The organism is Mucilaginibacter sp. P1_A3, from assembly GCF_056406855.1.
Map to the genome: position 1 here is coordinate 1 of NZ_JBFTZJ010000023.1, position 24,146 is coordinate 24,146.

Sequence of the window (24,146 nt, forward strand, 5' to 3'; positions counted from 1 at the left end):
CAGCAAACAAATAATGAATTGCAGCAAACAAATAATGAATTGGCAAAAAAGCTTTATGCTTTTAGCCTTGAGCTTTTAGCTCAAAAGAAATTCAGGTGCCTATATCGGCGGTGTCTACCTCTTCCCATTCCGAACAGAGAAGTCAAGCCCGCCAGAGCCGATGGTACTGCGTTAAAACGTGGGAGAGTAGGTCGGTGCCCAATCTTAAAAGCCCCCAAAAGGCTGAATCGTGAAACCCTTCATCTATCGGATGAGGGGTTTTTGCGTTTACAATAAATCCCACTATCCAGGACAGGTGTTCGCTTTTCGCAAAGTGCCCACATTAACCTGTACTTTCAGAAAGTCGACATGCTGACATCCAATATCTTAACTGTTCGCTATATTCCTAGCTAAAAACAGACCCTGCTGTAAACCAGTAGCTTATCTTTTTCACTAACTCCAGCCCGAACACCCCCGAACACCCGCATGCTGTTTACCCGAACACCCGGGGAAAACAATAGTGTACCGTACGTGTTTATTATCCACAGTAGTTACAGAAAAGTAATTGGTTTATAATTTATTAAAAAAACCATGCTATATTTAACTACTAACGTTATTCAATAAGTTAAAAGCCGGTAGATTTAAAATTAAAATTTAGCACATGTTTATTTACACAGGGAAAAATATAGAAACCGGGGAACAGATCACCAAAGAATTTGATACCGATCATGAAGCAAGAAACTTTATCGACGATAATTTGATACAATACCCACAATACAAGGTATACGAAGATGAAGAGGATTATATTATTTACTCAAATCAAATTGATGATGACGCCGAGGCCTCAGCCCGGGAAAATATGTATCCGGTAGGGGATGATAGTGATTATTGATCCTGCTATACCCAGTCTTCGAAGTAAGTAAACAGCATTACGATATATAAATTTCTAATCAATCAATTTGTAACCAAAACCGCGGACATTCAGGATCTGTACGGTTGTATCACTCAATAAATACTTGCGGAGCCTGGTGATATAAACGTCCATGCTACGGGCGTTAAATGGAGTATCATCCCCCCATATTTTGAGCAATGCTGTTTTGCGATCCAATAACTGATTTTTATTGTCGATCAGCAATTGAAGGAGGTCGGCTTCCCGTTGCGAGAGGCTTACCGCTTTCCCGTTATCCACCAGTTCCAGCCGATGATGGTCGAAATGAAAATTACCTACCTTATTGTTTGCCGCGACAGACAAAGATGAATTATTAGCTGGTTCCTGTAAACTCGTCCTGCGATTCAGGCTTTTCAGTCTTAATATTAATTCCTCCATGCTGAAGGGTTTTTTCATGTAATCATCTGCGCCTGTTTCAAATCCTTTGATCACATCCGCAGTTTGTGTTTTTGCAGTCAGGAAAATAATAGGAATCAGCTTATTCACTTTACGGATATCTTCGACCAGTGAAAACCCATCCTTACGTGGCATCATCACATCAATTACGCATATATCGGGCTTGTTGTTATTAAAAAAGCTCCAGCCTTCCACACCATTTGCGGCAATGGTGAGTTCAAAACCCCTGGCATCTAAAGTCTCTTTAACTATAGATGCTAAAACTGCCTCATCTTCTACCAACAGCACTTTTATCTTATTCATATTTGAGGAAATTGAATGGTAAGTGTAGTGCCCGAATTTAACTTACTTTTAACTGAAATAACACCGTTTAAACTCGTTACTAATTGCTTAACATAACTTAATCCAAGTCCGTAACCTTTAACTTCGTGTAAATTGCCTGAAGGCACCCTGTAAAACTTATCAAAGATAAACGGCAGATACTGATGGTCAACACCCGAGCCGTTATCGCTGACGATTAATTGCCAGCCTTTTTCAAAAGGGTTAATTGTTATGGTAACTTTTACATCTTCACCTCCATATTTAATGGCGTTATCCACTAAATTAGTAATGATGGTGTCTATGATATAGCCATCTGTAAAAACCTTTTGTAAGCCCGAAGGATTTAGAAATTCGATTGAATAACTGGCATCCAGGGTAAACCTTTCTATAACCGAATTAATTAACTCATTAATATCAGTCAAACTTGGTTTGGCCAGTTTATCGCCATTTTCATACCTGGTTATATCCAGGATCCGGTCTACATTATGATCCAGCTTCTCTAAGATCTCCGTATTGATTTTTAAGTAGCGTTCTGCCTTTTCCGGTTCTGCGATACCTCCATACCTGTATAACGCTTCGTGCGTTGATTTTAAAATGGAGATGGGGGTGCGGAGTTCGTGCGTGATATTGCTTATAAAATCATTTTTAATATGATCCAGCTGCATTTGCCGCCGTATGATGATCCACATATAGCAAAGGCTACCCGCAGAAAGGATGATCAAAAGAAGGGAGATAATGGCGGGGACAATATTCTGAGCGAGAAGAACCTGGCCTGTGTTACTAAAAACGGCTTCTATGATGGGACTGTTTTTAGCATAGTTAATATAAGCAGTTATTTTACCAGGAGGAAGATGCTGTCGGTTTTTTAACAACAAAAGGTTAAAATGCAAATCGATATTGTTCCTTTTTAATTCGTCCTTAAATATGGCCTTCAAAGTATCTAGCCTCACGGTGTTCATTAAAGTAGCCGACATGAACTGGGTTTCGGCCAGCATTACCTTTAGGTGGTATAAATTGGCCGGGTTTACCGCAACCTGTTCTATTTTTGCAGTGTATGGCGGGTGTTTAACATCTCCATAAAATACTTTTAGGTGCAGAGATGTATCCTTCTCCACTACTTCTAATACCGATAAAAAAGGCGACGGCGATTTTAACGAAAGCGGAAGCTCGCTGCGTTGCACATGGTAGTTATCGATGCTTTTTTGAAGTGCATCTGACAGTTGTTTGTTGAGATTTAGCTCCCCGGTTTTGTACGTGTTATATACCCAATAGCATTGGAACAGGATAATGCCACCGGCTGTAAGCGCGGCGATAAGAAATAAAAAGGTAAGTCTCTTTTTCATCCGGTGGCATTATATAACGCTGCTCAAAGATAAGTTATTTGGTAATGGCTATAAATTTGCATTGATGGCCGATGACAGGTCGCGTTTAATATCCGGACTGATATTGGTAGCGAAGGTGACTATACCTTTTTTATTGATCACCAAACTGGTTGGCCACCCGCTCACTTTATATTGCTGATCAATGGCTTTGGAGCCAGGAAGTATAGTGTAGCTAAATTCATGTATTTTGAGGAATGCCTGCACCTTTTTAACATCATCAAAAGTTAGCGCCAGAAAAACCACTTTATCAGGGGTGTACATTTTAGTGATTTCGTTGAGTTGCGGCATTTCCTCTAAACAGGGCGGGCAGGCTGTGTACCAGAAATTGAGCACAACCACTTTTCCTCTCAACAACTTTAATGACCATTGCCGCCCGTGCAGATCCGTTAAGTTAAAATCTGCAGCGGGTTTATTTACCATCGCTTTTACAACCAGTTCATCTTTGGCGTTTTTTTCATTTATTTCCTTCATATTATCATCCGTTAACCTCACCAGGTGCAATATGCCTTGCGCCCTATCGCTTTCCTGGTGCCCAATGAATAATGCGCCATTCCAGGCGTTCCTTACACTGTCAATCTTGTCCTTGGTGATAAAGGTGCCGTCCGGCATCATATAAGTAGTAGCAGGGATTTCCGGCTGATCTACAGATGGCCTGGCTGGGGAGGTTTTTTGAGCCGGAATGTTGCCGGCACGGGTTTGAGCTTTAGCACCAATGGTGCAGATGCTTAAAGCAGCGATAAACCAATAAGTTTTCATTTGGAATTGAGTAAATTTTGAGGTTTGCGAATTCATATTTATTGTTGAATTTTTATTTGATACAAGAGCTGGCTTTGATACAGATTAGTAAGGCCCCGGGAATGGAAAAATGTATTTTTTAATTAGGATGCCGATTTGTAATAGTTTCATGATGCAAAGCTATTGGGTAATCAACCTCATCTTTGTTAAAGGATAACTAAAGAGTGTTAACTAATGTTAACTGAAAAAATGCTGGGCAATGATTTTGTCCTGCTGATTGAAGACTCATTTAATTCAAATTCGTTCGAAAAACTGGGTTGTGTATAACAGCAGCTTCGGTGTTTTTGTAACTCTTACTTCGTCAACTCACACAAAATTGAGTGGTGTTTATTCGCTCTTGTTAAAGTTGTCTCGGTGAGTGCTCGAAAGATTTTTAGGATTCATGTCATTGCGAGGCACGAAGCAATCGCATACTATACAGGGCGTAAATGCAAAGTTCGCGATTGCCGCGCTGCGCTCGCAATGACATGCTTAATGACATGCTTGTTGTTGGGTTGTAAAACCTATGCATTATTCCCATTTTTTTGGTTCATCTAGCAGATTCCCGTAATGTATCAGCGATAAATTAACACCAATAAAAAAACCTGCCATTGCGGACAGGTCTTTCATTCAGTTATAGTACAGTTAATAGTTAGCTTATTGAATAGCGATGATCTTGTACAGGATCCAGCTGTCGGTTTCGAAAACCCGTTTGTAGTTGATGCCGCTGTTAACCACCCGGATTAGGGGGATATACTTGTTATTAAGCTGCGTGTAGCCCGTGAACGGGTTTTTAGGGGTGGCAACAAGTATATAGTCGTCGTAATGGTAAGGGGTTTCTATGGCGCTTAAAAAAACGTTTTGGTAAGGCAGCGTTAGCCTTTTAATGTCGTCGGTAAATGCGGCAATGGGGTACGCTATGGCATCGTCCATCAATACATGCGAATTTTTGGGCAGACTGTTAATATAGGCGGACACCTCCATTATTTCACTTTGATCGGTATTTGGTTTGCGGTTTATAAGCGTGGTGATGAAGCTCTTCTCATCATGGATAAATGATTTGGACAGAAAAATATACCCGGTATACAATTGCATTAAAACAACGATGAACACGATGGGCTTAAACAGTTTTTGATTTTTGACGGTTTTGGCTTTAAATATGAGGCACAATAAAGCAAGAATCAAAAAGATGAGGTAATACTCATAGGTAAGGAAAAGCTTATCATACTTAATATGCAAAAACTCAACAAAAGCGAATGGCGTTAAAATAGTTAATGCCTGGTAGGTGCTTTCTCTGAAAAGGTAAATGGCTACCAAAATAAGCGGGCAAAAATATATAACCCTTACAGAAACTAATATAGAAAGATCTGGCAGCTGGTAGTTGGTGGCCGCGGTGCTCATATCGTAATTAAGCTTATCTACCAGTACATTCCAGGTGGCGTAAGGGCTTTCGATAAAATAATCCAGATCACTTGCATGGGTTAAATTAAGCAGTTTGTAGGATATAACCGAAGCTATGGGCAGTATAAAAAGGATGATGTAAATAGCAAATGTTTTGCCTACAAGCTTACGCCGTAACGATGGGCTGTTGAAACTCAGGAACAGCCTGAAGATGGATTCCTTTTCGCCCAGGTTTAAGCTTTGCAGGGTAATGGCTAATACCAGCGGTATAAAAAACAGGCAAATCCATATAAACTTATAATCGCAAAAAATAAGGGTAACTAATGACATACTGGCCAGCGAAACGTGAAACGTGGTGTTTGACCGGTAAAACTTGAGCAGGTTAAAAAAGAACAGGAAAAAGAAGATTAGCACCAGGTAAATGGCCTTGCCGGATGTGGCTACGTAAAGCATCCCGGGATGAAAAAAGAACAATATGGCCACCATGCATACATAAAAATCATCGTTTTTTATGCGGGTGTTCATGGCTGATGTAATGATGTAAAACAACGCTGCCGTACCCAATGCCGATGCAATTACCGGCGCCAGGAAAGTACTGATGAAGCTAAAAATGATGGCGCAATAAAAAGGCAGCAGCGGTGCTGTAAGGCCCATTACTTTGATGCGGTTACCAAGTCCTTCAAAAATGATCTTGGTTTTCTCGATGTAAAAAATACTTTCCTGGTTATAGTAACCCCAATGGTTCATATAAACACCCACCACCATATAGTATGCGGCAAGCATTACAGTTACTATAAACAGAAATTGACTTTTTGATATGATCATTTAACAACGTTTGTGGGGTTATTAACTTTACTTAAACCATGGTTTGTTTTTTCCCAGTAAAACGGATTGGTTATTAACTGGTATAAACCCATATAGGCCGCTGCCGAGTGCATTAACCAGTAAACGGGATTGGCAATGGCAAACAATATCAACTCAAAATACCTGCGTTTAAATACAGCCATCATGTTTACGTATATCATGAGTATGTTGCCAACCATGAGGTTAAATATGGCCATAAACAAAACCCAATCAGGAAACAGGCTGCGGATGGTTGAAAAATCAAATACCAGGTAACAAATAAAAATGGCCAGCAACAGCGGGTAAACCAAAAATGTAGCCGATGTGGCGCCAATAAAAAAGTTGAAGCCCATGAAACCTTTCCAGCCAATTTTTTTAACAAGCCCAACCGGGTTGCGCATGTGCACCAAATAGGTTTGCATATAGCCCTTGATCCACCGCGACCGCTGACGAATCCAGTTAATAGGGTCGTTATTGGCTTCTTCGTAAGTAGTGGAGTTGATGATGGCAACTTTATACCCTTTCGCGTATGCACGTACGCCCAGGTCGGCATCTTCGGTTACGTTAAAGGGGTCCCAGGCGCCCAGCTCAATCAAGGCATCCATTTTAAAATGGTTACTGGTACCACCCAAAGGGATGGGGATATCAAGGGTATCCAATCCGGGTAACATATAATCAAACCAATAGGAGTACTCTAAAGTAAACATACGGGTAAGAAAATTCTCGTTGCGGTTAAAGTAGTTGAGTGCGCTTTGGATACAGATGTAATGCTCAGGTAATTTGGCAAACAGGGCTATTACTTTTTTAAGCTGATCTGTATCGGGAATATCCTCGGCATCATAAATGGTTAAATACTTGCCCCTTGAAAAATGCAGACCATAATTACATGCCTTGGGTTTGGTTTTGGGCATATGAAAAGGCACCACAATCACTTCAAAAACAGCCGGGAAATCGAGGTTTTGAACAGCTTGCAGCGTTTTATCGTCATCCTCTTCAATCAGGAGTTTAACATCAAGCTGCTCGCGCGGATAATCTAAACTTTGCAGGTTCCAGATTAATTTCTTGATCAGTTTATCCTCTTTATAAACTGGTAACAGTACGGTGTAAGGGGGCAACTCGGCGTCAACAATATGATGCACTTCCTCTTTGGTAACCGCCTGGTGCAGCTCGAAACGTGAACCCACCAATGCCAGGAACAGCTTAAATATAATAGCCACCAGGAAAAACATGCTGATGATAACGTTTATAATGATGGATGTATTTTTAAAGCTTAATACCATCCCTATGGCTATGATGGCCAGCAAGCTAAAAATAAAGACAAGCTGCGGTGTTGTAAAGGTGATGGATGCCGAACTTTTCGGGTCGCGGCGTAAAAGTTCATACACCGATGCTTTAACATATTTTTGGCCCAGTAACTTATGGCTTAACCAGGTAATATCCAGGTCATAGGCTACAATTACTTCGGGCTCCATATCAAAGGTGAACCGGATAAAATCCAGGAACAGCTGGTTTGTAGGATCGGTCATGAGGGTTACCACCCGGTTGTTTTCAACACGCAGGGGAAGTGCCACATGATCATTGGCGAATTTGAGCTCAACTTTTTTCAGCACTTCGGGATCAAAAGCCTCTTCCCTTATTGGTGCAAAATGATAGCCGGCATTACTTAATGAGCGGTCGTAGTTTTTGCGGGAGATATAACCAAAGTTAAGGGCGATCTTCACATATGACATCCCCGATTTTTCTGAAAACTTTTTAATTTTTTCCTGATCGCCTGGCGTTATAAACCCGTCATTAACCAAAAGTTCAGGAATTGAAATACTCATTATATATAATATAAGTTACGTTTGGTTAGTATCAAGTAGTTAGTATCAAGTAGCTGGTATTGGTTTAAAAATCTTAATACTCGATACTAACTACTTGATACTTTGAAAAATTAATCGTTAAACAGATCCTGTGATTTTTGAACTTTCGACCTAACGTACAGGAATGATAACAATATTAATATCAGTATGCCCAGCAGAATGTACAGGTTGTAGCTGTCCCAGAAACGGGTAAGGCCACTTTTGGTATCAATATACTGCAGGTTATCGCTTGATTTATTGATGTTAAACAGGTATTTGTTGGAGTTAACATCAGAGATACATACGTTGCTTGATAGTGTTGAAAGCTGTTCGGTAATTGATTTTGATGCAGACAGGAAGGCTTCGGCAATATGGGTACCTGTTGCGGTGAGCACCAGTGTAGCGTTATTGCTGCGCCCGTAAAATATCTGCGCGAGGCCTTTCGATACCGTATCTGATAGCGAGTACACCGGCGAATTGTTATCCGTATAATACAAGATGAAGTTTTTATCAAACCTGATTGGCGCATCAGAGAATTCCTTCATCAGCTTATCTTCTTTTGACAACAGCGCGATGATATTATATTTTTTAAGATCAGGTGATGGGATAGAATCTGAGTAAGTAAACTCCGGGAAGTTATTGGCGTTAATGTTGTTATTTAATTCATAAATGATTTCGCCCAGGGCGCCGGCAGCATATTTTGCATAATTCCTGCTAACAACTATGCGGGTGGTACCGGTATTAAATGCTTCCGGGTACTGATAAAAGCTCAAATCGCTGGTAACGAAAGGGTTTTTTGATTCCAGGTATGATTTATCTACGTCAACTTCGGCAAAAAAGTTGGTAAAGCTATCCTTACAATGTCCGCTTACCGGGTAAAATCTAAACTCGGCCTCCAGTGTATTATATTTATGGTGCTGGTAACGGTTAATGGTAATGGCGGTATTTAATTTACCGGTTGCATCCAGCTTTTCGCTGCTGATCAGTAAACCATTAAGATAGATGTTAAAATAACCGCGGTCGGTTGCGTTTAACGCACTGTAATTTGCGATAAACCTTATTTCAACTTCTTTAGGGGTAAAGCTAAAATCGCTGTTTTTAAAGGTGTATGCACTTTTTAATGAACCAATTCCGGATAAAAAATCACTCACACCACCTACCTGTTTTAATGAAAGCTTTGAACGGTTTTCATCAATAGTTTTGGCAAAGGTGTTTTGGGCGTTTTGAATTAACAGGTAATCGCCATAAGTTGAATTTAAAATGTTCATATTACCCAAAGCGGTAATCGCTTTCTCGTATCCGGCATCATCGCCGCCGGTTACAAATAATATTTCTTTAACAACGTTTTCCTGTGTCGCGGTTTTAACCGGCATGAGCATGCCATTGGTTTCAACCATACGGATATTAGTATCGGTAACCAGGCTTATGGATTTGTGCAGGTAAAACAACCCCTGGTTGTTTTGTGGGGTAATTTTAACCAGGTCGCGCATTTCTGGTTTTAATGATGCAAAATTACCCACCTTAATATAGTTTCTGACGCTGTCGGGCAGGTGAGTTTCATCATACACCATGATGTCTCTTGTTTGGGTCTTTTTAAGCCTTGCATAAGCCCATGCCACTGCTTTTAAATCATGCAGGGTAGGGTTTGCAGGGTAAACTATGGCTTTTTTTGAGTCGAAACAGTTGCTGATGTTTACGTTATCAAAAAAGTTTTTGCTGCTGCGGATAAGTGACAGGTATGAATAATTTTTAATTTTTAACCACATAGCCGGGTTATCCAAATCACGGCAAACATCGTCTGTTATGGTAAGCAGCGTTTTGATCTGTATTTTCAGGAATTTATCGTTGGATAAATCGGCCCTTGTTAGGTTAAGCGTTATTTTTTGGATAGAATCTTTTGTCATCCTGCCGCTGTAGGCCGGTTTGTTGTTTACAACAACATTGATGTAGGAGCGGTCTTTCAATAAAGCCTGCGAAGGCTCAAAAAATAAAACCACTTTACTGCCATTCATTTCGGTAAGCGGGGTGATCTTAAAATAAAATGAATTGGCGCCACTCATGCCATATATCATATCGTCCTCATGGCCCAGCGTTTTAAAGGTTACAATATTTTGTGCTTTTGATGCCGTGCTAAATAGAAATAAAAAGGCAAAAAGGGCTAAAAATTTATTCATCTGGTTGTAAATAATTAATTTATAACGTAAAATTCTACTCTGAAATAATTACCGTTTTCGTCACTACGGTATGATAGTTCGCCACCCATTTCCTGGGTCATAAGCTTGGCAATTGAAAGGCCAAGCCCTAAGCGGCTTTCGGTAATGCCCGATGTATCATTAAGGGTTTTTAATTTGTTAAACATCATATCCAACTCATCCTGTCCTATGGTTATGCCTTCGTCAATTATTTCGAAAACAAAACGCTGGCGCTGAAGGCTGGTTACAACCTTTATAGTATTATTGGTTTGTGAAAACTTTATGGCGTTTGATAAAAGGTTTTGAAACACCTGCCCTGCAAATACCTTATCTAACTTTACGTTAAGCGGCAGCTTTAAAATATTATCGACAAGGTGGATGTTTTTCATCTGGGCGGTTTCAATCAGCCCTTTAAAAACATGCATTACCTCTATATTGATATCAAAAAACTCCAGGTTAAATTTCATCTCCGGCGATTCGATCTCCTTAACATCCATGAGCTTATTAAGCATATACTGCATTTTTTCGGCAGAATCTGCTATAAAACCCACAAACTCTTTCTGATCATTACTTAACCGGTAGTCTTCCTCCTTGATCATGTTATTACTCATCACAATGGACCCAATGAGGTTTTTAAGATCATGGCCTGCAATGTTGATGAAGCTGTTCTTTTGCCCATCAAGCTTGCGCAACTGCTCATACTGCATATCAATAAGGTTGTTTTTCTCATTGATAGAGGCGTTTTGTTGCTTTAATTGTTCATTGGATTTTTCAATCAATATTTGCGATCTAACCTCCCGCTGCATCACCTTGAAACGGGTATTTGGTATAAGGCATGATATCACTGAAATGATGAAAAATAACTGACCGCCATTGTTAATCACAATATCCAGGTTAAACTCATGCTGCAAGTTGAAAAATATGGCAAGCAATAATATAGCTAATAAAAACTGAATGATGGAGTTAACAGGTTCCCAAAACACCTGCAGGTTAAAGAATAATATCAGCGTGGCAAAAAGGGAGTAATAGATATTTAAACTTTGTACCGTTACTATGTTACAAAGCACTGCCGATGTAACAGATAACAACAGCATGGCAACGTGAAGTAATATCCGGTAATCGTACTTTTTATACTGGATATAACTATGCAGGCCATATATTATTAAACAGGTAATAATACGTACAATAAAAAATTGTATCCAGATATCCTGTGTATATATAAAATCAACTATGCTAAAGAGGGGGTAAAGAAATATAATCGTCCAAACGATGTTGTTGGTCTGGTACCATGCTTTTTTTGAGGTCTCTTTTATTAATTCTTCTTTGGTGATCTGAACAAACATTATTCGCTATCTTGAAATTATAAATTAAAATTAAGGCCTATGCGGGTTAATGGGTTTAAGGGCAATGTGATGAAAAACAAATTTATATGTTTTACGCAATTCATAAACTTTTTGTTAATATTATTGTCCATAACAACAAATTGCGTTGTTGCAAAAAGTAGTCCAAAAAAGGAAGGGTTGCGTGCACTGGCTTTTAAAAGGTCATACTCCTTAAATAATGGGATTAGTTTTTCGTGGCTGGAGCAAACCTGGAGCAAAAAACCACTTGAACAGGGGGCTATAAAAGACGCTGATTTTTTGCTGTTAAAAAGGCTTGGTTTTAAAAGTATAAGGCTACCCATAGCTTTTACATTCTTTGAATCAGCAAGGGTACCTGCTGAGGAAATACTGGGATACATTGATAAAGTAGTTAAGCAATGTCATAGATACGGATTTAAATTGATATTGGATTATCATGACGGAAAATTAACAGACGCCAGCTACCGCGCGGAGACTCTTAAAATTATTGATTTATGGGTAAAACTGGCTAAAAGGTATCAATATACCAACGCCAACGACGTTTTTTTTGAGTTGTATAATGAACCGCCCCACATGGATCCCAATGTGTGGAAAGATGCGATTTATAACATAGTAACCGCCATACGTAAGATTGATAAAACACACACTTTTATTATAGGTGCATCAAACTACAATAGTATATATGAGCTGAGCCGGTTTGTAAGGCTTGCAGATGAGAATATCATCTATACCTTCCACTTTTATGAACCTTTCTTTTTTACCCACCAGGGAGCTGAGTGGGTAGGGAACCAGGTGGCAACAACCGGGGTATCATTTCCTTATAATGCGGAAAATTTTCCAGTCCTCAACCCTAAAGCGAAGGGTACAAGCGGCGAAATTAATTATGAGCTGTATAAACGCGATGGCAACGAGCAATCGGTAAACGATAAACTACGGATAGCGAAAACCTGGGCTAATAAATATGATGTGCCGGTTATTTGCGGCGAGTATGGCGCTTATAATAAATACGCCGATGTTGATAGCCGATGCCGGTATATTAAAGCAGTAAGACTGGCCTTAAAAAAATTGGACATACCGGGGATGCTTTGGGATTATAATGGCACGTTTTCTATATTTGCCGGCAAGCCCTTAATGGGTAATTTACCTGCCTGTATGCAGGATGCTATTGGTTATAAAGCATCAAAATGATATAACATTATTGGGCTTTAAATGTTACCTTTGAACACTAATAATTTGTTATGGAATTTTTTGTAGAAAAGCGCAGGGAAGTAATGAGCCATATTGAAAAATTCATGCTCGAAAAGATGTATGATTTTTTAAAGCCTGTAGATACTATTTGGCAACCATCAGATTTTTTGCCTGATTCTTCAAGAGATACTTTTTTTAATGAAATTAAGGAATTACAGGAAAGCGCCCAGGGACTTAGCTACGACCTTATTGCGGTTTTAGTGGGCGATACAATTACTGAAGAAGCATTACCAACTTATGAATCATGGCTTACCATGGTTGATGGTGTATCAAAAGACGAAGCTGGTGGCTGGATGAAATGGACCCGTCACTGGACAGCCGAAGAAAACCGCCACGGTGATTTGCTGAACAAATACCTTTACCTTTCTGGTCGTGTAAATATGCGTATGATGGAGGTTTCAACCCAGTATTTAATTGCCGATGGCTTTGATATTGGTACCGGAACCGATCCTTACCGTAACTTTATATATACCTCTTTCCAGGAGCTGGCAACAAACGTATCGCACAGGCGTGTGGCTTCACAGGCTAAAAAAGATGGCGATACCCTGTTATCAAAAATGTGTGGTGTAATTGCCGGTGATGAGGCCCGCCATGCAAAAGCTTACAAATACTTTATCGAGAAGATTTTTGAAGTTGACCCCAATGAGGCCATGATTGCCTTTGAGGATATGATGCGTAAAAAAATTGTGATGCCGGCCCATTTCTTGCGCGAAGTTGGTTTAAAAATTGGCCAAACCTTTGGTCACTTTACCGATGCGGCCCAACGCTTAGGCATCTACACAGCCATTGATTATGTGGATATACTAAAAGAACTGATAGAGGACTGGCATATTGAAAGTACTCCCGACCTGAACGAAGCCGGCGAAAAGGCTCGTGATTATATCATGAACCTACCCAACCGCCTGGTACGTGTAGCCGACCGTATGAAAAACCCAATGCTTGAATATAAGTTTAGCTGGATAAACGGATAAGGGTTTATAAAAATATTAAAGAGAGACGCATGAAAATGCGTCTCTCTTTGTTTGAGGGAATATTATGGGGCCTCGGTTTATTAATTATCGCCTTCCCTTACACAACGCCCGACTCTATAATCATCTACAACCAAACAACCTTTTGTTCGCTGTTATGAGGCATCCCAATAATGTCCCGGTATAATTCAGGCTTGCGGGCGTTAATGTAGCGATAACCACCTGCCTTAACCAACGCGTCGGGCGTAAGTTCGGCAATAACCAGTTCATTAGCTAATGATCGGCATTCGGCCATAATGTCGCCGTACGGGTCAACAATCATCGAGCAACCATTCTTCAACTGCTCGCTATCCATCCCAATAAGGTTACTAAATATGGCGTAAATGGCATTGTCATAAGCGCGCGCAGGCAGCCATTTCATCAGCCATTGCCGTCCCTTTAATCCATCAAACTCTTTGCGCAACAATGCGCTGTTGGCTTCTTTATCTTTCCATAATTCAGGGTCAACAAAGCCGGCGCCCGGCCTGGTTGATGGGGTACACATAGTAACATGTGGCATAAAAATAACCTGGGCGCCCAGCAGTGTTGTTGCCCGTACATTTTCAATGATGTTATTGTCGTAACAAATAAGTATGCCGCATTTCCAGCCGTAAAGGTCAAATACGGTGTAACTGTTGCCTGCGGTGATGTGCGGGTTAATAAAAGGGTGCAGTTTGCGGTGTTTAGCAATAAGCCCGGTTTTATCTACACATACATAGGCTTTAAAAATGGTACCTGTATCGTCTTTTTCAAAAAGGCCGGCTAAAATGGCAATGTCAAACAGCGTGGCATATTCAGTTAACTGAGCAATGCTTGATCCATCTGGAATGGGTTCTGCCAAATCCAGCATTTGTTGTTTTGTAAAGTTCATGGCAAACGAGTACCCCGTTATGCAACATTCGTGAAACGCAATTGCTTTTGCCCCCTGCGCAGCGGCCTGGGCAGTTAGTTGTTTAATTATTTCCAGATTATAAGCCTTGTCGCCGCTTTTGCTTTCAAACTGTGCCGTAGCAACTTTAAAATTTTCCATTTTTTATAGGTGACAATTAATTTTTATCACGTCAAAATTAGGAGCATTCTCAACTTCGGCATTGTAAAAAACCGACAAAATGCTATCAATTTACAGGCATAAAGTTAATGGCCAGCAGGTGGTTATTCGCCTTGTATTGTAATGGCGTTACGCCGGTATTTTTCTTAAAATAATTATTGAGGTGTGCCTGGTCGTAATACCCGCAAGCGTAGCTAAGTTCGGTAATGGTTTTTCCGGAAGGATGTTTTTGCAGCTGTTTTAAAAAGTGTTGAAATTTAATAATATCGGCAAACCTCTTTGGTGAGGTACCAATATGATCGCTGAATTTGCGCTCTAATTGCCTTTCTGTTACCGGGATGCTTTTTAATAAGCTTTCAATGGTAAGGATACCCTTGTTTTTGTAAATGGTACTTAATGCCATTTGCATAACGGCATCAGGGTTTTTGATAGATGTTAACCGGGATATCAAAAATTTTTCAATTATAGCAATGGCGTTGGTGATATGGGGTACATTCAAAATTTGTTCCTCAAGATACTCCGCTTCCCGACCGAAGATATCAGCCAGACTAATAATGTTATTGTTTAGTTCGCAGGCTGCAATGTGCAAAAGGGTAAATAAGGCATAGGGTTGTAATACTACAACCAGCATCCCCAGTTTGCCATGGGATGTGATGCTGTTGTTATTGGTTATTTGTCCATATACAAAACACCGGGGCTGTAAGTGTAAAAGGTTGTTTTCGCTGTGCCGGTATAAAGGGTCTTTAAAGTGAAAAACTATTCCGGGGTTACCGTCCGAAAATAACCGGTAGTTCAGGTTTACAGCCTCTCCGCCATCTATAATTAAATAGTGTTTAACGATGGATGATAGCGAAGGTGTTGGCGATAATTGCATTCCCGGGTTTTACTACTCCTTGCTAATATAATGTTTTTATTATTCCCGCAATAAAACAATGTGGACGAAAGGGCTTCCCTGCATGCCATTTAGATATGAAAAATCATTACTCTCCCTCCACCTTAAATCCCGGCTTACTATACCCTTCAGCCACATACTCATCCGGAATCTGGATATGGTTACCATCTCTCAATGAGGTATAATGCGGCGACATGATCTCGACACCGGCTTCGTTAAACTTATCCTGTATGTTTTGATGTAGGCGGGAATAAATTGCGGCCATTTGGTTTGATAAAGCAGTGTAAGCGTTTAGCTGGTAACTCACATTAAAATCATTCAGCCCGGTTTGCAGCACAAAGGGTTTTTTATCGGCCATGATACCTTCTGTAGCTTCGGCAGCGCTGATGAGCAGGTTATGTACGGTTTGCCAGGGCACATCATACCCAATAGTAACGGTAGTGTTTAATACCAGTCCCATGGTTTTTGCTACAGTTGAGTAATTAACGGTATGCCCGCTTAGTATGGTTGCGTTAGGTATGGTGATATCTTCGTTCTTGATGGTGCGTAAGCGGGTTACCAATAAGTTTTTCTCTATCACATCGCCCATAACTTCGCCTACTTTTATCCGGTCGCCAATTTTGTAGGGGCGCATATAGGTAAGCACAATGCCCGCTACCATATTTGAAATGGCCGATGAAGATCCCAGCGAAAACAAGATACCCAAAAACACGGTAACCCCCTGGAAAATCTTGGAGTCGGACCCGGGCAGATAAGGGAAGATCACCACAAACATAAACGCGAATAACAGTACCCTGATAATGTTATAGGTAGGCAGGGCCCACTCGGCATAAAAACCATTAATGGTAAAGTTTCCCTGTGCTATTTCATTGGCTATAAATTTTACCAGTTTAACTATATAACGGGTTACAATATAAATAACCGTTATGGTAAGTAGGTTGGGGATATAATGAACAATAGCCAGCAGAATGCTTTTAAATGGCGTTACCACATAACCCAGCAACTGTACCGCAATAGGTTTTGATGATGGAAAGATAAAAAACAGCACCGGCAGCGCCAGGTAAACCAATATAATGATCATGATAACCCGCACTATTCTTAGTAAGCCGGTAACTAATGGTAAAAGGCGATGTGCATAAACAACCGGCGCGCCCTGTGCCGCCAGCTTATCTATACGGGTTTCCCAGGCCTTAAGTAATTTGAGCTTTACCCATCTCGAACCCTTAAAAAGTGCCCATATCAACACTATTAGCAATACGATAACTGCAATAGCTTCCAGTATATTGGTAACAACTGTTTGTGTATTATTGCTTGTAAAATAATTGCCCAGCTTTGTTTTAAGGATATTTAGATAGCTGGCAGCAAGCTGCGGGCGGTTTAATTCGGTGTAGGTGGCATCCTTATTATTTACAGCCAGCACAATTTGTGAGTTGTAGTTGATTACCGAGAGCGTTGAATCATTTTTTAAAGTAAGCGAATCGGGGTTAAAATCTATCCGGTTTACCAGTGCCTCAATGCGTTTGGTTACAATGGCGGCTCTTTCTGCCGGTTCAAATAGGCCTTGCCCAGCATAAAATTTAAAAAGGGTGTCGCGGTTTATAATTACCGGTTCGCCCGAGGGAATAGTCTGTATTGTTTTGCCTTTGGTGGCAGTTTGCGCGGTAACTGTTACGGATGCTATTAAAAAGATTATCAGCAGGTAATAAATATTGCGCATAAGTGGTTTTTATGCTAAAGCTAAAAAATATATTCCATTTTTTTAGCCCTCCTGCACCAGGTTGGTGCCCCGGCTGCCAGCTACATCCTTAAATAATCTATTCAGAATTGATTCAATGGTCAGCGAGTTTACATCATCTACATAATGCTCATTTCGGGTTATCCACAGTTCAGAACCGTGTATGCCCAGGCTAAACAAAACACCTTCATATAAATCCGGCTGACTTATTTCCAGAACTTCATCTTTCCCGCTTATGGTAAAGGAAATATCGCTATGCCTGCACTCCTGGAAAAGCGGGTTAAGCTTGTGATGCAAAATGTTAAATAATTCATGGATATGAATGGGCGAATGGAGGGTTATAATTTTCATGGCAATACATTTGTATTCCTTAATATTACAAAGCACTTTTGTTATTGTTTCAAATAGGTATGCCATGCTGCGCTCCTCTTCCGCAATGACATATGTTGTACTTACTTATTAAAATCATCATCTATGAACTACAAATTACTCGGCCGCTCGGGCCTTAAAGTTTCTGAACTATGTCTTGGTACCATGGGTTTCGGTACCGAGGCCGGCTGGGGTGCCGATGCGGCAACCAGCTTTGATATTATGGATGCCTACGCCAATGCAGGCGGCAATTTCCTGGATACCGCCAATATGTATAAACTGGGTACCAGCGAGAAGATCATTGGCGACTATATGAGTAACCACGACCGGGATTATTTTGTGCTGGCTACCAAGTATACCTTAAAGGATAACATAACTAATCCAAATGCATCCGGCAATAACCGTAAAAACATGATGCGCAGCGTGGAGGAAAGCCTTAAACGCCTTAAAACTGATTTTATTGATGTTTTGTACCTCCACATCTGGGATAACATTACACCCATTGATGAAGTACTGCGCGCCCTGGATGATTTGATAAAGCAAGGTAAGGTGACCTATGCTGCCATAAGCGATACTCCCGCCTGGGTAGTAGCCAAAGGCAACACCATGGCCGAACTGATGGGCTGGAGCCAATTCATAGCTTTACAGGTAGAGTACAGCCTGCTGGCCCGCACGGCCGAGCGGGAACTGATCCCGATGGCTAAACATTTTGGGATGACGGTTACACCATGGGCTCCTTTGGCCGGTGGAGCATTAACAGGTAAATACTTAAAAGGCGATAGGGGGCGTATAAAGCCAGAAAGTAAAAGACTGGATGCCCGCAGTGAAGCGATCACCAAAGTTGGAATGGATATTGCTAGAGAGTTGGGAGTATCCGAAAGCCATGTAGCCCTAAACTGGACCCGCCAGCAATATTTTTCATGTATCCCGATTGTGGGTGCTACCAAAGTGAATCAATTGCTGGACAACCTGAAAGCTGTTGATGTTACCCTAAGCGCCGAACAAATGAAACGCCTGAGTGACGCCAGTGCTATTGAACTTGGTTTTCCGGGCGACTTTTTTAATGAAGATGCAGTTAAAAATAACTCCTTTGGTGGGTTTTATGATAGGGTAGAAAAAAGGTAAGCATAAAATTATGGTTAAAAAAATATTACCTGTTGTTACAAAAGCCGAACTTGAAAATGCTGGCGACGATGCCTGGGATTTCTTGTTCCTTTTTATTGACAAGTATTATGATTTAATGCAAACCGGAGATGTTTCGGAAATTGCCGGATTTTTTTATCTAAAACAACAAACGCTAATCTTATTTAACAATTTATATGGGCAGGTAGTTAACGGAGGCTTTTTGCAGTTGATATTTAATGGTCATAGTTATATTTTAAATAAAGCATTTAGTAATAACATCCGGCTTTGGGGGGCCGAGAAGCTTGCTGCAACCGTTGATAAAGCCATGCACTTTTTTTTGCTTAAAAAGGATGAATTACTTAAACTGAATACTAATGAAGATTTCTCAAATATGTATAAACAGTACCCTGAGTTTGAAAGTATCGACAACGAGTTTTATGAAATAATGGACGACGAAACGAAAATCATCAGAGGGTATGTTGAGAACAATATTGATGCATTCGCCCGGATAGTATAGATGTAGCCTTTAAACTGGATAATTATAATTTACCTCGTTATTTTATCATCCAGTTTTCTTCGTTCTTTGGTGCTCATGGCGGCGGTCTTCGTAATCATCCTTTTTGTGGAGCTTTTCCCGTTTACGGTTTCTGTAAAAATACCGGCCTACCCGGTTAAAAATGTGTTGGGTCTTCTGAATAAAGCGGGAATCCCAATGGTCAAACTTTCCGTTTAGGGCCATCGTACTAAATATAATGAAGCCCACAATCATTACAATAACAAAAATATGGAGGCCGTCGGTCAGGAATTCTATCATGATAGATATCAATAAATATAATGTATTCACAACGGCAATCTTTATGCCGTTTTAGCTGCGGCCGTGGATAAGCGGATTTTAATACTTTATCAGGATAACCTGCTCCCAGGTAAAACTACCCAAATACGAAGCAATAAATGAGCGGGCTTACTAAAATTGTTTTAAATAAGTGGGGCTAACGAGTTCGCCATACAGAATATAAGCAGGTTCATCAAGGCTAAACCAGGGATTTTCCTGGTATTGCAGCAACTGGATGCTTTGGGCGGGCATATAGCTTTGAGCCAGCAGGAATTTTTTATGATGAGCGGCATTCTCCACCACATTCATCACCATAAAGCAATGCCCCGGCGAGCCTCCTTTTATAAATACATCGCCGGTTTTAACGTTGTTGGGGTTTTGAACAGTTTTTAGTTCCTTTTGCAGGGAGAGCGTACCTGCATAACTGAAAACCAAAGTCATATAATTCAAAAAGTTAGGGTAGCTGTAATCCTTTTTTGCTTTTAGTACCCAGCGGTCTTTACTATACCGATACCCATCGGCATAATGCACAAAATCGCAACGGAAACCACTGGTAAAATTAAAGGAGATATCTTTGTATTTCTTTTGGCTATACAGGTATTCGCCACGCAGGCGCATTACAGCGTCGGCACATTGCTGCAGGTCGTATTTGCCCACACTTATATCCACAATGCCGGCGGTGTAGGCTTCTGTACGCGCCACTTTACCCTGGTAGGTTAAACATTGCGAGCCATAGGGCTTAAGGGGCAAAGCCTGTAACCATGCACCAAAACTACCGGGTGCTGCCGCGCTTTGCCGGTAACCTGCAGGCGTTTTAAAACGGGTTACCACGTTATCCGTTTTTACCGGGCCTGTTACCAACCCAAACAATATCAGCATTAAAAAAACTTTCATAACGTTTTGGCTTTTTTTAGTTGCTGATAGGGATTGAAAGGGACTGGTAAGTCATTCACCAGTTTAAAGGCTGAAAAATGCAAATGCGTAGGAGACCGTTTTTTATAAGCGTTGTAGCCGGTACGGCCGACTTCGGCAATTTTTTGACCTGCTTTAACTTCGTCGCCGGGCTTTACAAAAATGTTGTTGTTGTGGGCGTAATAGGTAATGTCACCGTAATTATCGTATATCCAAATATATTTTCCGCCACGTAAGCTGCTGTTGGTTTGCCAGGTATCGCTGCAAGCTATCACAATGCCATAATCAACAGCTACTACATCAACAGTTTTGCCGGTTTTATCGTCTATGCAATCCTGGTTTTTATCGTTAATAAATATGTCGTGCGCCGGGTGTGCCGCATGTTTGTTTCCATCCAGGTAATTATAACCCTTATCGGAATAGCCGCTTCCATTGCCTCCTATGGCATGATAGTTATAACCGCGGAGCGGAAATGCCCAGTTATCCAACGCCTCTGGTACATGCCTGTTTTGAGTAAGTTGCCGGATTAGTAATTTAAATTGTTTAGCAGCATCTGGCCTTTTAATTGATCCGTTTAGTACAGCAGTATTAAGTTGGTTGATGTGATTACAAATGGCTTTATCGTCTTGAGCATGCGCCGCACGCACACCAATTAACATCGCAACAAGCAGTACAATTTTTCGCATAAGGTTTATCCTGAAGAATAAATATAACTAAATATACTTCAGAATATTATCCCTCAATTTTAATATCGTATTTAGCCAGCAGGCCAGGCAAACCGTGGATAGAGAACATGGCCTTCTTGATCATGTTATCATCCGGATCGATAGTGTAATTGTAGGAGCTGCGCAGATCGGCAGCTTTCAATATGGTGCGGCTAAAAAATGCCCGGTTAAGGTTGCAGTTGATGAATTTGGCTTCGGTGAGGTCGGCTTCGGTGAGGTCTGTTTCGGTCATGGAGCAATCTTTAAAAAGAGCCTTTTTGTTCTTCTTTTTATAAAAGATGGCATTATCAAGAATGCAGCCTTCAAAATGTACTTCAAACAAAAAATCGCGGGCCTTGCCAAAGTTCAATCCAACGAGTTTGCAGTGCTTAAATTGGATGTTCTGAAAACCGGTATCGCCTGCATCGGCAAGGGCCAGGTTGCAGCCATCAAACACGCAATCAATAAAAATTACACCATTGAGGTTGGCATGGGAGAGATCGCAGGAAATGAATTTACAGTTTTCATAGGTGCGGTTGCGGCCTGTGAGCTGTGTGGCCGGGGTTTTGGTAAAAGTTTCGTCCTCGATGTGTTGCATTTTGCAAATCTATAAGATCGGGGCATTTTATGGGCCGATCAAAAAAAGATTTTATAAACTAAAACTAACAGCATTGTCCTTGGTAAAAAATAACAACAGATTTTATAAACCTTGATCGTACCTGGGCTTTTGATGGTTTAATTTATAACATAAAGTGGTTTGCCTCAGCTTAATTTTTATGATTATATTTATAAAAGAAAATGCGCTCCATAATATTAAAGCGCTTAAAAACATTATTAAAATGCGGTTAAACAGTAAAATTGGACTAATTTGGATTGTTACCATCTGTATAGCTACGCTTTCTTTTAGTATAAAAGCTATGGCCCAACAAAAAAATCAAATGGTTAGATTGGCGAAAATTCAAGTTGATCCATTGCAGCTGGAACAATATAACACTGCGTTAAAAGAACAAATGGCAACGGCTGTACGTGTTGAGCCTGGTGTGATAACGTATTACGCTGTCGCTGACAAAAGCAATCCCTCGCATATCACCATCCTTGAAATATATGCCGACACCGCCGCATACAAAATACATATAGAAACCCCGCATTTTAAGAAATACAAAGAGGCAGTTCAATACATGGTTAAATCTTTAGAACTTATTGATGTAAATCTAATTAGTTCTGCAAAAAAGCCGGGCATGTAATTGTATGCTCGTACCTTCTTATATCTCATGACCCATTACCAAGGGGGCGTGGTCATCGTTGCCATCGGGCGGGTGCTTGTTTATTTAAGTATAGGGTAATTATTATGGCATCCGTTTGAAACGATTGCTGATAAATCCCTTTATATCGAAATAAATATCATTCCTGCGTAAATAAAAACAGCATGGGTCCAACCAAACGTAACTTTATTGCGTTAATTACATCGTAATAAAGATTAGTACTATAATTGTTTTATGAGTTTAGATGGATCAAACAAAAAGGCTGGAAAATATATCAACGTTATCCCTACGGATGAAGCCGGTTTTGGCAAGCTGATTCCTATTTTGAGGGAGTACATGGGCAACAAGGCCGAAAACTCACCCAAGAATCAAATAGGGCCTTTTAAAACCGATGTGGACGTTTATAATACACGGCCTGCAAGCGGCCTGCGCATTACGTGGGTAGGCCATTCCAGTATATTAATTGAAATTGATGGTAAACGGATCCTGACGGATCCTGTTTGGGGTGATAGGGCATCTTTCTCCAAATTCTTCGGGCCTAAGCGCTTTTTTAAACCGCCCATCGCGTTAAATGATCTACCGCACTTGGATGCGGTTATTCTGTCGCATGATCATTATGATCACCTGGATAAGGAAACTATAAAATTCTTTGCCGGCAGAACCATACCATTCTATTGCTCTGTAGGCGTAAGTACATACCTTGAACAATGGGGGATTGTTAAAAACTTTATAACTGAGATGGATTGGGGCGATAGCGTAATGATAGATAATGATATTGTGGTAACCTCGGTTCCGGCAAGGCATTTTTCGGGCAGAGGGGTAGTTAACCGTAATGAAACCTTATGGGCGAGTTTTGTAATAAAGGGGCCAAGGCATAATATCTACTTTGGTGCCGATTCTGGCTGGTCGCCAAGTTTTGCGGAGATCGGCGACGCATTTGGTCCGTTTGATTTGACTATGCTTGAAGTTGGCGCCTACGGAAAGTTCTGGCCGGATATTCACATGGGGCCAGATCATGCTTCAAACGCCCATATAGCTTTAAAAGGAAAGCTGATGATGCCGATACATTATGGCACTTTTAACCTGGCGCCCCATGCCTGGTATGAGCCAGCCGAACGATTGGAAAAGTTAGCTAAAGATAAAAACATCAAGCTTTTTGTACCTGAACCTGGCAAACCTACCGAGGTTAAGGGAGAGTACAATTCTGAGTGGTGGAAGAGGTTTATGTAGGCTCGAGCCAAAACCTTCAAATTGATGAGTCGACTCACCCGACATCGCTGCGCATGTCACCCTCTCTCCGCTTCGCGCATAGAGGGGATTTAAAATTCGGTACAAAAAAAATTTTGACCCTCTTTCCACCGCAGGTGAAGAGAGATTCTGTGTTAATTATCAAATAATTTTTAATTTTGTTTACTTAAGGCGGCTTTATGTCAGCCTGTTTAGGGCGGTATAACTTCGTGTTTTATTCGCCCTAACTCTTTTTATACTGCTGCTGCATTTGTTTTTTGTAAGTATGCTTTATCATATTTCTTTTCTGTTGTCCAGATCGTATAAATCATTTCCAGTATTTTTC

General features: G+C 40.7%; 22 protein-coding genes and 1 rRNA gene. 8 read left to right on the forward strand and 15 right to left on the reverse strand.

Annotated features, from left to right (window positions below; all coding sequences use genetic code 11):
• Positions 1-91: 91 nt before the first annotated feature.
• Positions 92-203: ribosomal RNA gene (gene rrf, locus AC1D0K_RS30205) — 5S ribosomal RNA — on the forward strand.
• 437 nt (positions 204-640) lie between these two features.
• Positions 641-871 carry a hypothetical protein gene (locus tag AC1D0K_RS30210; protein WP_477396839.1) on the forward strand — a complete coding sequence of 77 codons (231 nt, stop codon included), beginning with the start codon at positions 641-643 and terminating at the stop codon, positions 869-871.
• A 54-nt stretch (positions 872-925) separates the two neighbouring features.
• Here AC1D0K_RS30210 and AC1D0K_RS30215 read toward each other — a convergent pair whose 3' ends face one another.
• The 7 genes from AC1D0K_RS30215 to AC1D0K_RS30245 all read right to left on the reverse strand — a co-directional run bounded on the left by AC1D0K_RS30215 (position 926) and on the right by AC1D0K_RS30245 (position 11,421).
• Positions 926-1,627, reverse strand: a complete 702-nt coding sequence (locus AC1D0K_RS30215; protein ID WP_295714520.1) for a response regulator transcription factor — start codon at positions 1,625-1,627, stop codon at positions 926-928.
• Positions 1,624-2,988 (reverse strand): sensor histidine kinase, encoded by a 1,365-nt coding sequence (locus AC1D0K_RS30220; protein ID WP_477396842.1) that lies wholly within the window; start codon positions 2,986-2,988, stop codon positions 1,624-1,626. Before AC1D0K_RS30220 ends, AC1D0K_RS30215 begins: the two co-directional genes overlap by 4 nt.
• Positions 2,989-3,036: 48 nt before the next feature.
• The gene (locus AC1D0K_RS30225) at positions 3,037-3,783 is read right to left on the reverse strand and encodes a TlpA disulfide reductase family protein (protein ID WP_477396844.1); all 747 of its coding nucleotides are present in this window, start codon (positions 3,781-3,783) and stop codon (positions 3,037-3,039) included.
• A 675-nt stretch (positions 3,784-4,458) separates the two neighbouring features.
• Positions 4,459-6,027 (reverse strand): hypothetical protein, encoded by a 1,569-nt coding sequence (locus AC1D0K_RS30230; RefSeq protein ID WP_477396846.1) that lies wholly within the window; start codon positions 6,025-6,027, stop codon positions 4,459-4,461.
• Positions 6,024-7,868: a glycosyltransferase family 2 protein gene (locus tag AC1D0K_RS30235; RefSeq protein WP_477396848.1), complete on the reverse strand. Its 1,845-nt coding sequence runs from the start codon at positions 7,866-7,868 to the stop codon at positions 6,024-6,026. Before AC1D0K_RS30235 ends, AC1D0K_RS30230 begins: the two co-directional genes overlap by 4 nt.
• 110 nt (positions 7,869-7,978) lie before the next feature.
• Complete coding sequence (locus tag AC1D0K_RS30240; RefSeq protein WP_477396851.1) at positions 7,979-10,060, reverse strand: cellulose biosynthesis cyclic di-GMP-binding regulatory protein BcsB; 2,082 nt, start codon at positions 10,058-10,060, stop codon at positions 7,979-7,981.
• A gap of 14 nt (positions 10,061-10,074) precedes the next feature.
• Positions 10,075-11,421: a sensor histidine kinase gene (locus AC1D0K_RS30245; protein WP_295714503.1), complete on the reverse strand. Its 1,347-nt coding sequence runs from the start codon at positions 11,419-11,421 to the stop codon at positions 10,075-10,077.
• Positions 11,422-11,544: 123 nt separating this feature from the next.
• Between AC1D0K_RS30245 and AC1D0K_RS30250 the strand changes: the two genes are divergently transcribed.
• Positions 11,545-12,627, forward strand: coding sequence for a glycoside hydrolase family 5 protein (locus tag AC1D0K_RS30250; RefSeq protein WP_477396854.1), 1,083 nt, complete (start codon positions 11,545-11,547; stop codon positions 12,625-12,627).
• A gap of 50 nt (positions 12,628-12,677) precedes the next feature.
• Positions 12,678-13,658, forward strand: a complete 981-nt coding sequence (locus AC1D0K_RS30255) for an acyl-ACP desaturase (RefSeq protein WP_477396856.1) — start codon at positions 12,678-12,680, stop codon at positions 13,656-13,658.
• Positions 13,659-13,782: 124 nt separating this feature from the next.
• Here AC1D0K_RS30255 and AC1D0K_RS30260 read toward each other — a convergent pair whose 3' ends face one another.
• The 4 genes from AC1D0K_RS30260 to AC1D0K_RS30275 form a co-directional block, all read right to left on the reverse strand.
• Positions 13,783-14,724, reverse strand: coding sequence for a nitrilase-related carbon-nitrogen hydrolase (locus AC1D0K_RS30260; RefSeq protein WP_477396858.1), 942 nt, complete (start codon positions 14,722-14,724; stop codon positions 13,783-13,785).
• A gap of 85 nt (positions 14,725-14,809) precedes the next feature.
• Positions 14,810-15,616, reverse strand: a complete 807-nt coding sequence (locus AC1D0K_RS30265; RefSeq protein ID WP_477396861.1) for a helix-turn-helix domain-containing protein — start codon at positions 15,614-15,616, stop codon at positions 14,810-14,812.
• 106 nt (positions 15,617-15,722) lie between these two features.
• A complete protein-coding gene (locus tag AC1D0K_RS30270) occupies positions 15,723-17,351 on the reverse strand; it encodes a mechanosensitive ion channel family protein (protein ID WP_477396863.1) in 1,629 nt (542 codons plus the stop codon).
• A 42-nt stretch (positions 17,352-17,393) separates the two neighbouring features.
• Positions 17,394-17,720: a hypothetical protein gene (locus AC1D0K_RS30275; RefSeq protein ID WP_477396865.1), complete on the reverse strand. Its 327-nt coding sequence runs from the start codon at positions 17,718-17,720 to the stop codon at positions 17,394-17,396.
• A 123-nt stretch (positions 17,721-17,843) separates the two neighbouring features.
• Here AC1D0K_RS30275 and AC1D0K_RS30280 point away from each other — a divergent pair, with 123 nt between their 5' ends.
• Both AC1D0K_RS30280 and AC1D0K_RS30285 read left to right on the forward strand, forming a co-directional pair.
• Positions 17,844-18,863, forward strand: coding sequence for an aldo/keto reductase (locus tag AC1D0K_RS30280; protein ID WP_477396867.1), 1,020 nt, complete (start codon positions 17,844-17,846; stop codon positions 18,861-18,863).
• A 10-nt stretch (positions 18,864-18,873) separates the two neighbouring features.
• A complete protein-coding gene (locus AC1D0K_RS30285) occupies positions 18,874-19,380 on the forward strand; it encodes a DMP19 family protein (RefSeq protein ID WP_295714482.1) in 507 nt (168 codons plus the stop codon).
• 45 nt (positions 19,381-19,425) lie between these two features.
• Here AC1D0K_RS30285 and AC1D0K_RS30290 read toward each other — a convergent pair whose 3' ends face one another.
• The 4 genes from AC1D0K_RS30290 to AC1D0K_RS30305 all read right to left on the reverse strand — a co-directional run bounded on the left by AC1D0K_RS30290 (position 19,426) and on the right by AC1D0K_RS30305 (position 21,909).
• Positions 19,426-19,707, reverse strand: a complete 282-nt coding sequence (locus tag AC1D0K_RS30290; protein WP_477396870.1) for a hypothetical protein — start codon at positions 19,705-19,707, stop codon at positions 19,426-19,428.
• Positions 19,708-19,827: 120 nt separating this feature from the next.
• Positions 19,828-20,589, reverse strand: coding sequence for a DUF4846 domain-containing protein (locus tag AC1D0K_RS30295; protein WP_477396872.1), 762 nt, complete (start codon positions 20,587-20,589; stop codon positions 19,828-19,830).
• The gene (locus AC1D0K_RS30300; protein WP_477396874.1) at positions 20,586-21,293 is read right to left on the reverse strand and encodes a M23 family metallopeptidase; all 708 of its coding nucleotides are present in this window, start codon (positions 21,291-21,293) and stop codon (positions 20,586-20,588) included. Before AC1D0K_RS30300 ends, AC1D0K_RS30295 begins: the two co-directional genes overlap by 4 nt.
• A gap of 46 nt (positions 21,294-21,339) precedes the next feature.
• Positions 21,340-21,909, reverse strand: a complete 570-nt coding sequence (locus tag AC1D0K_RS30305) for a pentapeptide repeat-containing protein (protein WP_477396876.1) — start codon at positions 21,907-21,909, stop codon at positions 21,340-21,342.
• Between the two features lie 178 nt (positions 21,910-22,087).
• On the opposite strand from AC1D0K_RS30305, the gene AC1D0K_RS30310 reads away from it, so the two are divergent.
• Both AC1D0K_RS30310 and AC1D0K_RS30315 read left to right on the forward strand, forming a co-directional pair.
• The gene (locus tag AC1D0K_RS30310; protein WP_477396878.1) at positions 22,088-22,555 is read left to right on the forward strand and encodes a putative quinol monooxygenase; all 468 of its coding nucleotides are present in this window, start codon (positions 22,088-22,090) and stop codon (positions 22,553-22,555) included.
• A 252-nt stretch (positions 22,556-22,807) separates the two neighbouring features.
• On the forward strand, positions 22,808-23,803 hold the full coding sequence (locus tag AC1D0K_RS30315) for an MBL fold metallo-hydrolase (RefSeq protein WP_477396881.1): 996 nt from the start codon (positions 22,808-22,810) through the stop codon (positions 23,801-23,803).
• Positions 23,804-24,146: the final 343 nt, after the last annotated feature.